Below are 14,448 nucleotides of genomic sequence, written 5' to 3'. Positions count from 1 at the left end.
CCGGCTCCCGCCCTTGAACGAGGCATGCTGCCGATCAGCGAGCCTGCGAGCGCGCCCCGGCTTCGACAAGCTCAGCCCGAACGGGTCGGGGAGTCGCCCCGGCTTCGACAAGCTCAGCCCGAACGGGTCGGGGAGTCGCCCCGGCTTCGACAGGCTCAGCCCGAACGGGTCGGGGAGTCGCCCCGGCTTCGACAGGCTCAGTCCGAACGGATGGGGGGCGCCCAGGCTTGGACAGGCTCAGCTTGAACACAAGCAGGCAATGAAGTACTGCAAAAATAATAGCTTTCAGCGCTTATCCAATAAGCGCTGAAGCCAAAAAACATGGGTAATTCTCAGAACGGATAGTGCCTCGGCGTCGTCTGCACCGTCACCCACCGCAGCTCGGTGAACTCCCGCACCCCCGCCATTCCGCCAAACCGTCCATAGCCCGAACTCTTCACCCCCCCGAACGGCATCTGCCCTTCGTCATGCACCGTAGGCCCGTTCACGTGGCAGATGCCCGACTCGATGCGCGCGGCCACGTTCCACGCCTTGGCCACGTCGCGGCTGAAGACGGCGGATGAGAGACCGAACTCGTTGTCGTTGGCGCAGGCAATGGCTTCTTCCACACCGTTCACGCGCACCACGGGCTTGACCGGGCCGAAGGATTCTTCGCGGTAGATGTCCATGGCGGCCGTCACATGGTCGAGCACCGTGGCCTGCATCAACGTGCTGTCGCTCTTGCCGCCGCACACCAGCATGGCACCCTTTGCCAGCGCGTCGTCGATGAGCGCATTGCAGCGCTGCACCGTGGCCATGTCCACCACCGAGCCCAGCACCACCGGGCCCTTGCGCGGGTCGCCCAGCGGCAGGGCCTTGGCGCGCTCGCCCAGCTTGGCCACAAATTCGTCGGCCACGGCGTTGTCCACGATGATGCGTTCGGTGGACATGCAGATCTGGCCCGAGTTGGCAAACGCGCCGAACACGGTGCCGGCCACGGCGGCGTCGATGTCGGCGTCATCCAGCACCAGCAGCGGGGCCTTGCCGCCCAGCTCCAGCACCACGGGCTTGAGGTACTTGGCGCAGGTCTGCGCAATGATGCGGCCCACCTTGGTGGAACCGGTGAAGTTGACGCGGCGCACGGCCGGGTGGGCCACGATGGCCTCGACCACGGCGCCTGCATCGGCGGGGGCGTTGGTGACAAAGTTCACCACGCCGGTGGGCAGGCCGGCCTCCTGCAGCGCTTCGATGATCAGGCCGTGGGTGGCGGGGCACAGCTCCGAGCCCTTGAGGATGACGGTGTTGCCACAGGCCAGCGGCGTGGCGATGGCGCGCACGCCGAGGATGACGGGCGCGTTCCACGGCGCAATGCCCAGCACCACGCCGGCGGCCTGGCGCACGCCCATGGCCAGGCTGCCGGGCACGTCGGACGGGATCACCTCGCCGGCGATCTGCGTGGTCAGCGCGGCGGCCTCTTGCAGCAGGCCCGCAGCCAGGTGCACGTTGAAGCCGGCCCACATGCCGGATGCGCCGGTTTCCGCCGCCATGGCAGCAGCAAAGTCGGCCGTGCGGGCTTCGAGCGCATGGGCGGCCTTGAGCAGCAGTTCGCGGCGCGCATTGGGGCCCAGGGCCGACCAGGCGGGGAAGGCCTTGGCGGCAGCGTCGGCCGCTGCGACGGCGTCGGCCACCGTGGCGGCGGGGGCGGTGGTGGCCACCGAGCCGTCGAGCGGGTTGCGCCGCTCGAAGGTGGCGCCGCCCGTGGCCTGCACGCGCTCGCCGTTGATCAGCATGGAAATGGCGGTCATGGAATGTCTCCCGGATGAAGAGGAAAGAAAGTTGGATACGACGGGTCGGGGTGGAGTGGTGCAGCAGCGCGTTCAGGCCACGCCCAGATAGGCCTGGCGCACCGCGTCGGACTGCAGCAGTTCGGAGGCCTCGCCAGACGCCACGATGCGCCCGCGCTCCAGCACATAGCCGCGCTGGGCCACCTGCAGTGCCTTGCGCACGTTCTGCTCCACCATGAGCACGGTGACGCCCTGCGCGGCGATGCGCTGCACGATGGCGAGCAGCTCGTCCACCATGCGCGGCGCCAGGCCCAGCGAGGGCTCGTCCAGCATCAAGAGGCGCGGGCCGCTCATCATGGCGCGGGCCACAGCCACCATCTGCTGCTCACCGCCGCTCATGGTGCCGGCCAGCTGCGTGGCGCGTTCCTTGAGGCGCGGAAAGTCGTCAAACGCCTGCGCCATGCGCTCCGCACGCACGCGTCCCGGCACCAGCCAGCCGCCCAGCTCCAGGTTCTCGGTCACCGTCATCTGCGGGAACAGCTGGCGGCCCTCAGCCACCAGCGCCAGGCCGCGCTGCACGCAGGCCGTGGCGTTCATCGCGGGCACGGCCTGGCCGTCGAGCTGCACCGTGCCCTGGCGCGGCAGCAGCCCCGCCAGCGCCTTGAGCAGCGTGGTCTTGCCCGCGCCGTTGGGGCCCACGATCACGGTGATGCCGGGCGTGGCCGTGAGCGACAGGTCCTGCAGCACCTGAAAGCCGTTGTAGCCCGTGGTGAGGCCCTGCACCGAAAGCTGTGCGCCGCTCATGCCGTGGCTCCTTGTTCTGCGCGTTCTGTGTTCTGGCTCATTTCGTCGCCCAGATAGGCCTCGATCACCTGCGGGTCGCGCACCACCTCGGCGGGAGTGCCGTCGGCAATCTTGCGGCCCTGGTGCAGCACCAGCACGCGCTCCACGTACTTGAGCAGCGTGGTCACCGCATGCTCGATCCACACGACCGTGAGGCCGTACTCGTCGCGCAGGCTGCGGATGCGCTGGGCCATGGCGTCCACCTCGGCCTCGGTCAGGCCAGCGGCCACTTCGTCCAGCAGCAGCAGGCGCGGGCGCGTGCCCAGGGCCATGCCGATCTCCAGCAGGCGCTGCTGCGAGGGTGTCACGTCGGCGGCGGGCCGCTCGGCCAGGTGGGCAAGGCCCAGCATGGCCAGGATCTCGTCCTCGGTGCGCAGGCCTGCAGGCCCCTGGCGGTGGCGGCCTGCGAACTGCATGCCGAAGCGCACGTTGCCCCGCACCGTCATGTCGGGGAACACACGCGGCGTCTGGAAGGTGCGCGCGATGCCATGGGCCGCATAGTGGTGCGGGCCCTTGCCGGTCAGGTTGTCGGCACCGCACACCAGCGTGCCCGACGTGGGCGGCTGCACGCCCGAGATGGCGTTGAAGAACGTGGTCTTGCCCGCGCCGTTGGGGCCGATGATGCCGATGAGCTCACCGGCATGCAGCGTGGCGCTCACGCCGTCCACGGCCGTGAGGCCGCCAAAGCGCACGGTCACGCTGTCGATGGTCAACAGGGCTTCAGCCATGTCGCACCTCCGCATCCGCTGACGTGCTTCGCTTGCGCTGCCACAGCGTGGCCAGGCCGTTGGGCAGGTACATCACGCACAAAATCAGCAGCAGGCCCAGCACCATCATGTAGCCATAGGGCAGCTGCAGGCGCAGCGTTTCGGCCAGCAGGCTGAACACGATGGCCGCCAGGATGGGGCCGCCGATGCTGGCCGCACCGCCGATCAGCGCGATCAGCACCGTCTGGAAGCCGATGAAGGGGCTGAACACGGCGGCCGGCTCGATGTAGGTCCAGCGCACGGCCATGGCCGCGCCCACGGCGCCGGCAAAGGCCGCGGTGATGCCGAAGCCCGCGATCTTGGCCAGGCGCGTGTCCACGCCCAGCGTCTGGGCGCGCTGCTCGTCGGCACCGATGCCCGAGAGCGCCAGGCCGAAGCGGCTGCGCTTCACGGCGATGGCCGTGGCGATGGCGCCGGCGGCGATCAGCAGCACCGTGAGGTACACGGTCTCGTTGCTGGGCACCACCGTGAGCACGCGGCCCACGGTGCCCGAGACCTGCTTCTCGACAAAGGTCACCGCATGGCGGATCAGCTCCGTCATGCCAAAGGTCAGCACCGCGAAGTAGGTGCCGCGCAGGTGCAGCACGGCGGCACCCATCACCACGGCCACCACCGTGGCGATCAGCGCGCCGGCCAGGATGACCAGCGGCCAGGGCAGCACCGCCAGCAGCGTGGCGCTGGCGTAGGCACCGATGCCGAAGAAGGCCGAGGTGGCCAGCGACAGGTAGCGCGTGGCGCCGCAGAACAGCGACCAGCTCGTGGCCAGCGCGATGTACATCAGGCAGCTGAGCAGCACCGAGGCCGCGAACTCGGACACCAGCCAGGGCAGGGTGCCGACCACCGACACGCCCGCTGCGAGCGCAAGCCAGGGCTTGTTGGAAGGGAGAGATTTCATTTTTTGGAAAAGAGGCCGTTGGGGCGCCAGATCAGCACGCCGATGAACACCGCATAGCTCAGCAGCATCTTGAGAGAGGGGCTGCTGAAGTGCATGCCCAGGGCCTCGACCACGCCCAGCAGCAGGCCGCCGGCCAGGCTGCCCGCCAGGCTGCCAAAGCCGCCCAGCGTGATCACGATGAGCGCCGTCACGGTGTAGGGCTCGCCCATCGAGGGCGAGATCTCGTAGGTCATCGACAGCAGCGCGCCCGCCACGCCAGAGAGGCCCAGGCCAATGCCGAACATCACGGGGTGCAGGCGCCGCGTGTTGATGCCCACCAGCTGCGCCCCCGTGGGCGACTGCATCAGCGCCCGCACGGCCTTGCCCAGCAAGGTGAGCTTGAGCAGCGCGATCAGCGCGGCCGACAGCGCCAGCGCCACGCCGAACAGCACCAGCTTGTTCTCGGTGAAGCGCATGCCCGCCACCTGCACCGGGTCGGCCAGGTATTCATAGCCGCGCAGGTCGCCGCCCCAGATCACCAGGGCGGTGTTCTGCACCAGGAACATGAGGCCGAAGCCCACCATCAGGCTGCGCGCCTCGAACACGTCCACGTTCGGCGCGCGCGCCGCCAGGCGCTTGAAGCACAGCGCATGCACCACCACACCCAGCACGAACAGCGAGATGAATGCGAGCGGCATGAGCAGGAGGGGCGAGAGGCCCGTGGCCGTGTGCGCCCACCAGGTGAGGAAGGCGCCGAGCATCAAAAACTCGCCATGCGAGATGTTCATGATGCGCATCAGCCCGTATTGGAGGTTCAGGCCCATGGCCACCAGCGCATAGATGCCGCCGGTAATGAGGCCACTGGCGACCAGTTCGGCCCAGGAAGTCAGAGACACGTTCGGATTCTTTCCAGCGGGTTATTTCCAGGCGGGCTTGCTGGTGATGAGCTGCGCCGTGGCGCGTTCCTTGGGCCAGACCACCTCGAAGTCGCTCCCCTGCCACTGGCTCACGGTGCCGGGCACCGATGCGTTCTCGCTGCCCGCAAAACGGATGCCGCCCAGGATGGTCTGGAACTCGTTCTTGGCGATGTGCTCGCGCAGCGCCTTGCGGTCCAGGCCCGCCTTTTCCACGGCCTGCTGCAGGATCTGCAGGCCCGCCCAGGCGTGGCCGCTGGCCCAGCGGTCGGGTTCCTTGTTGAACTTCTTCACGTGGGCGTCGAAATACGCCTTGGCCTCGGGACTGGTCTTCACGCTCCACGAGCCCATGCCGATCACGCCTTCGGTGTTGGCGGCCATCACGTTCTTGTACAGCTGGAAGGCCGTGCCCACCGAGGCGTAGAAGAACTTGGGGTTCAGGCCCACCTCGCGCGCCTGGCGGCTTGCCAGGATGGTGTCGGGCGGGTAGGTGATGCCGATGAAGGCGTCGGGGTTCTGGTCCTTGATGCCGCGCAGCACGGGGGCCAGGTCTTTCACGCCCAGGGGGTAGCTCTTGCGCTCCACCACCTGGATGCTGGTCTTCTTGAGCGCGTTGTTCAGCGCGGCGAAGTTTTCCAGGCCAAACAGGTCGTCCATGTAGACGATGGCGATGGTCTTGACGTTGTTGGCCACCAGCATGTCCACCAGCGCGCCCATCATCTTGTCGGGCTGTTGCAGCAGCGAGAAGAAGTAGGGCAGATTCATGTCGATCAGCTTGCGCGACAGCGCCGTGGGCGCGAGCAGCGGGTAGCCGAAGCGGTTGGCCAGCGGTGCGATGGCGAAGTTGGCGCCCGAGCCCCAGGGCGGCAGGATCAGGTCCACCTTGTCGCTGCCCATGAGCTTTTCGTAGGTGCGCACGCAGGTCTCGGTTTCGCTGCGGTCGTCGTAGCCGATGAGTTCGATGGGGCGCTTGGTGCCCTTCACGCTCAGGCCGCCTGCGGCATTCACCTGTTCGGCCCACAGCAGGTAGTTGGGCTCCTGGCTGACCTGGGCGCCCGCGGCCCAGGGGCCCGTGCGGGCAATCGCGTAGCCGATGCGCACGGGGCCCGGCTGGGCCAGCAGGTGGGGGGCGACCGACATGGCGCCCACGGTGGCGGCCATGCCCTTGATCCATTGGCGCTTGGATTGTTGAACCATTTCCTTTGTCTCCTCGGATGGGCGGCCCGCGCAGTGCCGACCGTTGACCGATGGTAGGAAGAAGGGGGCGCTCGCGCTGTGCTGAGCGTGCACAAAACGCTGGTCCCTGCGTGCACGGCGCAGCGGGTTTACCCGGATTTCCGCACGGGGCGGTGGAATAGCCGCCACGGGGATAATCGCTGCCTACGCCCTGGCGCAGCCCTTGGCACTGGAGACAGCATGGCCCACACCCTCACCGAGGTATCCACCGACACCGTGGCACCGCGCGACCGCCTGCACCTGTGGGGCGACGCGGTGTGGCGCCTCATTGGCGGGCTGGAGTCCGACGCCTTTGGTGATGAGGCCTTTGCAGGCCACATCACCTCGGGCCAGGCGGGCTACGTCAACCTGTGCCAGCTCGACGTGAGCCGCCACCGCGTGGTGCGCACCCCCAGCCTGATCCGCGGCAGCGACCGGGCCTACATCAAGGTGGTGGCCCAGCTCGAAGGGCGCGCCTGCTTCGAGCAGAACGGCCGCGAGGTCTGGCTGTCGCCCGGCGAATGGAGCGTGTACGACACCACGCGCGCCTATGCCGTGAGCAACCCCGAGGCCGTGCGCCAGATGGTGCTGATGATCCCCAAGGAGCACCTGCCCGAGCGCCGCATGCGGCTCGACGACCTCATGGTGCAGCGCTTCTCGGGCACCACCGGGGTTTCGCGCCTGGCCTGGGACACCATGCGCGCCGCCTTCACCGAACTGCCCACCATGTCGGCCGCGGCCGCCGACGGCGTGGCCGACGTCATCACGCACCTGGTGCAGCTGTCGCTGCTGGAGCGCAACGGCCAGCACAGCGCCCTGTCGCAGCGCGAGGCGCTGCGCGACCGCATAGGCCAGTACATCGACCGCCACCTGGCCGACCCCGACCTCAGCATCGACCGCATCGCCCAGGCGCTCAACTGCAGCCGCCGCCATCTGTACAACGCCATGGCCGACGACGGCGACACCCTGGCCGCCACCATCCAGCGCCGCCGGCTGGAGGCCTGCCTGCGCGAGCTGTGCCACCCCGCGCAGGCCCACCGCTCGGTCACGGACATCGCCCTGGCCTGGGGGTTTCGCAGCAGCGGGCATTTCAGCCGCCTGTTCAGGGCGCACACGGGCTTCAGCCCCAGCGAGTACCGGGCCCGGTCAGGGCAGCAGGTTCAGGCGCACTAGCTTTTAATCATCCTCAGGCACCTTGACAGGGCGGCGCCCGGCCCGGCATTCGCCCCAACTTGGTGAGGTGCTGCACCGCGGCGAGGCGCCTTTTGCGCGATGCCGCTGGGCCACCGGTGGCAACCCCCTCAAAACCCCGGGCACGGTAATTGCTCAATCTCGACTGCCCACTGGTAAAGCTGCCTGCGGGCCGATAACAACCCCTCCGCTAATGATGGCGGAACACCCGGGCTGACTGCGGCTGTCGCCGTCTGTCGCCCGGAAGTTCCAACCCACGCCCGTGGTTCCGCGGAGGGTGTGCCTTGCCGACTGGCGCTGCACATCCTGTACCCAGGTTCCCGGGTTCTTGCAGGATGAGCAAGCATGATGAAGATCGTTCTCATTGGCCACGGCATGGTCGGCCACAAGTTCCTCGAAAGCCTGGCCGAAACCGGCATGACCGGTGTCGAAGTCACCGTGCTGTGCGAGGAGCCACGCCCCGCCTACGACCGGGTGCACCTGTCGGCCTTCTTCAGCGGCACCACGGCCGAGCAGCTCTCGCTGGTCGAACCCGGCTTCTTCGAGCGCACCGGTTTCACGCTGCGCCTGGCATCCCGCGCGGCCTCGGTGGACCGGCGCATCCGCACCGTGACCACGGTCGATGGCGAGGTGCTGCACTACGACAAGCTGGTGCTGGCCACCGGCTCCAACCCCTTCGTGCCCCAGGTGCCCGGGCGTGAGCGCGAGCACTGCTTCGTCTACCGCACCATCGAGGATCTGGAGGCCATGCAGGCAGCGGGTGCCAAGTCCAAGACCGGCGTGGTCGTGGGCGGTGGCCTGCTGGGCCTGGAGTGCGCCAAGGCGCTGCGCGACATGGGGCTGGAAACCCATGTGGTCGAGTTCGCGCCGCGCCTCATGGCCGTGCAGGTCGACGAGGGCGGCGGGCGCGTGCTGCGCTCCAAGATCGAGGAGCTGGGCGTGCAGGTGCACACCAGCCGCAACACCCAGGAGATCACCGACGGTGCCCGCGCGCGCCACCGCATGGTGTTTGCCGACGGCACCTGGCTGGAGACCGACATGATCGTGTTCTCCGCCGGCATCCGCCCGCGCGATGAGCTGGCGCGCCAGAGCCTGCTGGCCATCGGCCCGCGCGGCGGCGTGGCCATCGACAGCGCCTGCCGCACCAGCGACCACGATGTCTATGCCATCGGCGAATGTGCTTCATGGAACGAGCAGACCTTCGGCCTGGTGGCCCCGGGCTACGACATGGCGCGTGTGGCCGCCCGCCATATCGCGGGCGAGACCGACGCCGCCTTCGTCGGCGCCGACATGAGCACCAAGCTCAAGCTCATGGGCGTGGACGTGGCCAGCATCGGCGACGCCCATGGCAAGACCCCGCACAGCCGCACCTGCCAATACGTGGACGAGCGCCGCCAGGTCTACAAGAAAATCGTCATCAGCGAAGACGGCAAGCAACTGCTGGGTGCCGTGCTGATCGGCGATGCCACCGAATACGGAACGCTGCTGCAGATGGCGCTCAACGGCATCACCCTGCCCGAGGACCCCGAATTCCTAATCTTTCCGTCGAGCGACGGCAAGGCCAAGCCCGGCCTGGGCGTGGACGCCCTGCCCGACACTGCGCAGATCTGCTCGTGCAACAACGTCACCAAGGCCGGCATCTGCGAGGCCGTGGGCAATGGCGCCTGCACCATCGCCGAGATGAAGGCCTGCACCAAGGCCGGCGCCACCTGCGGCGGCTGCGTGCCCCTGGTCACCCAGGTCATGAAGGCCGAGATGGCGCGCCGCGGCATGGCGGTGAACAACCACATCTGCGAGCACTTCGCGTACTCGCGCCAGGAGATCTACCACCTGGTGCGCGTGGGCCAGATCAAGAGCTTCGAGGACCTGCTGGCCAAACACGGCAAGGGCATGGGCTGCGACATCTGCAAGCCCGTGGCGGCCAGCGTGTTCGCCTCGTGCTGGAACGAGTTCGTGCTCAAGAAGGAGCTGGCGGGCCTGCAGGACAGCAACGACTACTACCTAGGCAACATCCAGAAAGACGGCACCTACTCGGTGGTGCCGCGCATGCCCGGCGGCGAGGTCACGCCCGACGGCCTGATCGCGGTGGGCCAGGTGGCCAAGAAGTACGGCCTGTACACCAAGGTCACGGGCGGTGCGCGTGTGGACATGTTCGGTGCGCGCCTGGAGCAGTTGCCGCTGATCTGGGAAGAGCTGATCAGCGCAGGCTTCGAGTCGGGCCACGCCTACGGCAAGTCACTGCGCACGGTCAAGAGCTGCGTGGGATCGACCTGGTGCCGCTACGGCGTGGGCGACAGCGTGGGCCTGGCCGTGGAGCTGGAGAACCGCTACAAGGGCCTGCGTGCCCCGCACAAGATCAAGTTCGGCGTTTCGGGCTGCACGCGCGAATGCGCCGAGGCCCAGGGCAAGGACATCGGCGTCATCGCCACCGAGAAGGGCTGGAACCTGTACATCTGCGGCAACGGCGGCATGAAGCCGCGCCACGCCGAGCTGTTCGCGTCCGACCTGTCCAAGGAAGACCTGGTGCGTATGATCGACCGGGTGCTGATGTTCTACGTGCGCACGGCCGACCGGCTGCAGCGCACCAGCACCTGGCGCGAGAACCTCGAAGGCGGCCTCGACTACCTCAAGGATGTGCTGCAAAAGGACAGCCTGGGCCTGTGCGCCGAGCTCGAAGCGCAAATGCAGCACGTGGTGGCCACCTACCAGTGCGAGTGGAAGACCGCCGTGACCGACCCCGAGACGCGCAAGCGCTTCCGCTCGTTCGTGAACAGCGACAAGGCCGATGAGAACGTGCTCTTTGTCGAGGAGCGTGGCCAGATCCGCCCGGCGCGCGCCGAAGAGCGCGGCCAGGCATCGGCCAAAGTGATTCCGATCCACCAGGCTGCTTGAAGAAGAAGGAAGAGAACACCATGAGCGCACTCCCCATGAACAGCAGCACCGACGCCCTCGCCTGGACCGACATCTGCGCCGTTGATGACATCCTGCCCAACACCGGCGTCTGCGCGCTGGTGGCCGACCGCCACGTGGCGGTGTTCCGCACCCGCGGCGACGAGTTCTTCGCCATCGACAACGTGGACCCCAAGTCCGGTGCCAGCGTGCTCTCGCGCGGGCTCATCGGCAACCTGGGCGAACGCGTTGTGGTGGCATCGCCGCTGTACAAGAACCATTTCGACCTGCGCACCGGTGAGTGCCTCGAAGCGCCCGAGCATTCGGTGCAGGCACACGGCGTGCGCGCCGAGGGCGGGCGCATTCGCGTGGTCCTGGCCTGACGGCATGCGATGGCACGCGGCCCGGCGGGGTTAGCATAGGTTCCCTGTTTGAACCGTGGAGTCCCTGATGCCTGAGCCGGCCGCCGCAGCCTTGTCCGTTTCCAGCCTCGTGCTGCGCGCGCGGCAGCTGGAGATTGACGCCGTGCGCCACCTTGCCAGCCGTGCAGCGCTGGTGGATGTGGTGGGCCAGCTGATCGAAGGCCTGCAGCGCGAGCGCGGCGCCTCGGGCGTCTATCTCGCGTCCAAGGGGCAGCGTTTCGCCGACGTGCGTGCACGCACTGTGGGCGAGGTGGTGGCGCTGGAGGCGCGCCTGCGCGATGAGTTCACCGAACACGTCGAGCCCGCGCAGGGCGCCACGGCCAAGGCCCTGTCGCTGATGGCCTGGGCGCTGCTGGGGCTGGATTCACTGCCAGCGCTGCGCAGCCAGATCGACAAGCAGGCCATGACGGCCCACGACTCCATCGCGGCGTTCAGCCACCTGATCGCGGGGCTGATCGAGCTGGTCTTCCATGTGGCCGATGCCGCCGGCCTGCCCAGCGTGTCGCGCCAGCTCGTGGCCCTGGTGCACCTGGTGCAGGCGCAGGAAGAGGCGGGCCAGGAGCGGGCCATGGGCGCGCTGCTGTTTGCCTCGGGCCAGGGCAGCGAGGCGCACCAGCAGCGCGTGCTGCACCTGATCGACGCGCAGGAGCGCAGCCTGGGTGCGTTTGCGGAATTCGCTGACCCGGCCCTGCGCGCCCGCTGGGAGCAGCTGCAATTGGCCCCGGGCACGGCCCAGCTCGAACGCCTGCGGCGCACTCTGGGCGTGGCCCGGCCCGGCGCCGCGCTGGACAGCAACCAGAGCGACACCTGGTTCGAGGTGTGCACCGAGCGCATCACCGCACTGTGGCAGTTGCAGGTGGATCTGGTGCAGCGCCTGCGCGACGACTGCGCCGCGCACATCGTGCAGGCGCAGCAGGACCTGCAGGACTCCAAGGGGCTGCTGCGTGGCCTGCGGGAGAACCCCCCGCAGCGCACCCACGCGGTGGACCGGTTCTTCGACATCGCCGTTGCGCCGACAGCGGTGGCGCCAGCCGCCGCAGAGGCTCAGAGGGCCGAAGGCGCGTCATCGCTGCTGGAGCTGCTGCGCGACCAGTCGGCGCGCATGGCCAGCATGGAGGCCGAGCTGGAAACCGCACGGCGCACCCTCAACGAGCGCAAGGTGATCGAACGCGCCAAGGGTGTGCTCATGGCCCGTCTGGGCATGAACGAGGAGGTTGCGTTCCGTGTGCTGCAGAAGACCTCGATGGACCAGAATCGCCGCCTGCTCGACGTGGCCGAAGCCACGCTGTCGCTGCCCGATCTCGCATTCGCACATTCCGACCGCAAGGGCGACAGGGCGGGCTGACTCACGCCAAGTCACGCCGGATTTGGCGGGAGCGCGCACGGCAGCGCTGCAGCATGGCGGCGGAGGCGGCAGCGCCGCCGCACTCCAGCGCGCCGCTGAAAGCCTTACTGGATGTTCAGCGAGACGGCCTTGCTGACGGGCTCCACAGGCACGAGGGTGAGCGTGAGCACGCCGTTTTCCAGCTTCGCGCTGCTGGCGGCAGCATCGATGTCGGCGGCCAGTTCCCAGGCGCGCTGCACCTGGCGGGGCGCGCCTTCCACGCTCTGCAGGCGCACCACATTGCCTTCGATGCTGATCGACAGCTGGTCGCGCGCCAGGCCGGGCACGTCCAGCTGCAGGGTGGTGGACTTTTCATCCTGGGTGACGGTGCAGCCGGCCGAGCGGGCGGTGGGCTCTGCCAGGGTGCCCAGCAGAAAGCGCTGCAGGGCGAGGTCGGCCGAGCGAGCGGCTGGGGCGTAGGCGGCGCGGCGAATCACGGGGGCGAAAATCATGGGGTAGCTCCTATACACTGCGCGGCTCTCGACGTGGTCGCCGCATGGCAAGGATGTGTGTACGGCCACGCCGCATTTCAAGGGAAAAAGAGGCATGAATAAATTGCGAGCGATGGGCTTGAAAAGCGGCGCGGCGGCTTTACGTTTTTCCGCTTTGTCTGCCGCGGGTGTGGCCACAGCGGCCTTGGCGGCCATGGCGGCGGTGGTCGCCGCCACGGTGGTGGCGCCGGCCACGGCCTGGGCCCAGGCGCGCCCGGCAACGGCGCCGGTGCCCCAGGCGCGCCCCGTGAAATTGGCGCTGATCGAAAGCCTTTCGGGCGCTTTCTCCAACACCGGCGAGGCCGTGTACCGCAATATCTACTGGGCGATGGAGCGCGTGAATGCGCGGGGCGGCGTGCAGTTGCCGGCGGCAGCAGGCGGTGCGCGGCCGCTGTCGCTGGAGCGCTACGACAGCAAGGGCCAGAACGAAGAGGCGCTGTCGGCCTTGCGGTCTGCGATCGATGACGGTGCGCAGGTCATCCTGCAGGGCAATTCGTCGGCCACGGCGGCGGTGCTGATCGACGCCATCCAAAAGCACAACGAACGCGATCCCGCCCGCCGCGTGCTGTTTTTGAACTACTCGGCGGTGGACCCCATTCTCACCAACGAGAAGTGCAGCTTCTGGCACTTCCGTTTCGACGCGCATGCCGACATGCGCATGGCCGCGCTCATGGAGGTGATGCGCGAGGACCTGGCCCTCAAGAGCGTGTACCTCATCGGCCAGGACTACAGCTTCGGCCAGGCCGTGCTGCGCGAGGCGAAGAGGCAGCTGGCCGCGCAGCGCCCCGACGTGGCGGTGGTGGGCGACGAACTGCACCCCGTGGGCCGCGTGAAGGACTTCGCGCCCTACGCCGTCAAGATCAAGGCCAGCGGCGCGCAGGCCGTGGTCACGGGCAACTGGGGCAACGACCTCACGCTGCTCGTCAAGGCCGCGCGCGAGGTGGGCTACGAAGGCAGCTTCTACACCTTCTATGGCAATGCGCTGGGCGCACCGGCGGCGATGGGCGACGCCGGCATCGGCAAGGTCGTGGCCGTGGCCGACTGGCTGCCCAACGTACCGGGTGCGCAGAGCGAAGCGTTCTACCAATCGTTCCGCACCCGCTTTCCCAAGCCGCAGGACGACTACGTGCACATGCGCATGCAGCTCATGGTGGAGGCGCTGGCCCAGTCCATTGAGCGCGCGGGCAGTACCGATGCCGTGGCCGTCGCGCGCCAGCTGGAAAACGCGCAGGTGCAGCTGTCGGGCCAGGGCGGCAGCATGCGCGCGGCCGACCACCAGTTCCAACAGCAACTGGTGGTGGGCGTGATGGACAGGAAGGGCGCGCCCGGCGTGAAATTCGACGTGGAAGGCTCGGGCTATGGCTTCCGGGTGGTGCGGCAAATTCCGGCGGCCAAGGCGCAGCAGCCGCACAGCTGCAACATGCAGCGGTACTGAGTCCAGCCGGTATCTGTACTGATCCGTTGACCGGGGCGTACACGCTGCGCCTGCACCAGCGCCGCGCAGGGCTTCGACAGGCTCAGCCCGAACGGGTTGCCGTGATTCCGTTCCCCGGGTTCAGGGGCGAGGGCGTTGTGCTGGATCGCTCCGGCCCACCTCCAATCCGTTCACGCTGAGCTTGTCGAAGCGCGGCGCAGGGCTTCGACAAGCTCAGCCCGAACGGGTTGTTTTCGTTCCGCCCGTGTGGGCCCATGGGC

12 protein-coding genes are annotated in these 14,448 nt (G+C 68.1%); 5 read left to right on the top strand and 7 right to left on the bottom strand.

Annotated features, from left to right (window positions below; all coding sequences use genetic code 11):
• Positions 1-332: 332 nt before the first annotated feature.
• The 6 genes from ACOQFS_RS01900 to ACOQFS_RS01875 all read right to left on the bottom strand — a co-directional run bounded on the left by ACOQFS_RS01900 (position 333) and on the right by ACOQFS_RS01875 (position 6,358).
• A complete protein-coding gene (locus ACOQFS_RS01900) occupies positions 333-1,784 on the bottom strand; it encodes an aldehyde dehydrogenase (RefSeq protein WP_421561295.1) in 1,452 nt (483 codons plus the stop codon).
• Between the two features lie 72 nt (positions 1,785-1,856).
• Positions 1,857-2,567: an ABC transporter ATP-binding protein gene (locus tag ACOQFS_RS01895; RefSeq protein ID WP_421561294.1), complete on the bottom strand. Its 711-nt coding sequence runs from the start codon at positions 2,565-2,567 to the stop codon at positions 1,857-1,859.
• On the bottom strand, positions 2,564-3,334 hold the full coding sequence (locus ACOQFS_RS01890) for an ABC transporter ATP-binding protein (RefSeq protein WP_421561293.1): 771 nt from the start codon (positions 3,332-3,334) through the stop codon (positions 2,564-2,566). The genes ACOQFS_RS01895 and ACOQFS_RS01890 overlap by 4 nt, the downstream gene beginning before the upstream one ends.
• Positions 3,327-4,268, bottom strand: coding sequence for a branched-chain amino acid ABC transporter permease (locus ACOQFS_RS01885; protein ID WP_421561292.1), 942 nt, complete (start codon positions 4,266-4,268; stop codon positions 3,327-3,329). Before ACOQFS_RS01885 ends, ACOQFS_RS01890 begins: the two co-directional genes overlap by 8 nt.
• The gene (locus ACOQFS_RS01880; RefSeq protein ID WP_421561291.1) at positions 4,265-5,143 is read right to left on the bottom strand and encodes a branched-chain amino acid ABC transporter permease; all 879 of its coding nucleotides are present in this window, start codon (positions 5,141-5,143) and stop codon (positions 4,265-4,267) included. The genes ACOQFS_RS01885 and ACOQFS_RS01880 overlap by 4 nt, the downstream gene beginning before the upstream one ends.
• A gap of 21 nt (positions 5,144-5,164) precedes the next feature.
• Complete coding sequence (locus ACOQFS_RS01875; RefSeq protein WP_421561290.1) at positions 5,165-6,358, bottom strand: amino acid ABC transporter substrate-binding protein; 1,194 nt, start codon at positions 6,356-6,358, stop codon at positions 5,165-5,167.
• 219 nt (positions 6,359-6,577) lie between these two features.
• Between ACOQFS_RS01875 and ACOQFS_RS01870 the strand changes: the two genes are divergently transcribed.
• From ACOQFS_RS01870 to ACOQFS_RS01855, 4 genes are all read left to right on the top strand, one after another.
• Positions 6,578-7,549: a helix-turn-helix domain-containing protein gene (locus ACOQFS_RS01870; RefSeq protein ID WP_421561289.1), complete on the top strand. Its 972-nt coding sequence runs from the start codon at positions 6,578-6,580 to the stop codon at positions 7,547-7,549.
• 366 nt (positions 7,550-7,915) lie between these two features.
• Positions 7,916-10,459, top strand: coding sequence for a nitrite reductase large subunit NirB (gene nirB, locus ACOQFS_RS01865; RefSeq protein ID WP_421561296.1), 2,544 nt, complete (start codon positions 7,916-7,918; stop codon positions 10,457-10,459).
• A gap of 20 nt (positions 10,460-10,479) precedes the next feature.
• Positions 10,480-10,839 carry a nitrite reductase small subunit NirD gene (gene nirD / locus ACOQFS_RS01860; RefSeq protein ID WP_421561288.1) on the top strand — a complete coding sequence of 120 codons (360 nt, stop codon included), beginning with the start codon at positions 10,480-10,482 and terminating at the stop codon, positions 10,837-10,839.
• A gap of 67 nt (positions 10,840-10,906) precedes the next feature.
• Positions 10,907-12,223, top strand: coding sequence for a nitrate- and nitrite sensing domain-containing protein (locus ACOQFS_RS01855; protein WP_421561287.1), 1,317 nt, complete (start codon positions 10,907-10,909; stop codon positions 12,221-12,223).
• A 104-nt stretch (positions 12,224-12,327) separates the two neighbouring features.
• Here the strand turns inward: ACOQFS_RS01855 and ACOQFS_RS01850 are convergent, their stop codons facing one another.
• Positions 12,328-12,714 (bottom strand): Hsp20/alpha crystallin family protein, encoded by a 387-nt coding sequence (locus ACOQFS_RS01850; protein ID WP_421561286.1) that lies wholly within the window; start codon positions 12,712-12,714, stop codon positions 12,328-12,330.
• Between the two features lie 94 nt (positions 12,715-12,808).
• Between ACOQFS_RS01850 and ACOQFS_RS01845 the strand changes: the two genes are divergently transcribed.
• Complete coding sequence (locus ACOQFS_RS01845; protein WP_421561285.1) at positions 12,809-14,188, top strand: branched-chain amino acid ABC transporter substrate-binding protein; 1,380 nt, start codon at positions 12,809-12,811, stop codon at positions 14,186-14,188.
• Positions 14,189-14,448 lie beyond the last annotated feature (260 nt).

Origin of the sequence: Paracidovorax sp. MALMAid1276, from assembly GCF_049198005.1 — a bacterium.
In the GTDB taxonomy this organism is placed as follows: domain Bacteria; phylum Pseudomonadota; class Gammaproteobacteria; order Burkholderiales; family Burkholderiaceae_C; genus Acidovorax.
Note: the sequence above shows the minus strand (reverse complement) of the source record. Positions and strands in the feature narration are given on the sequence as shown.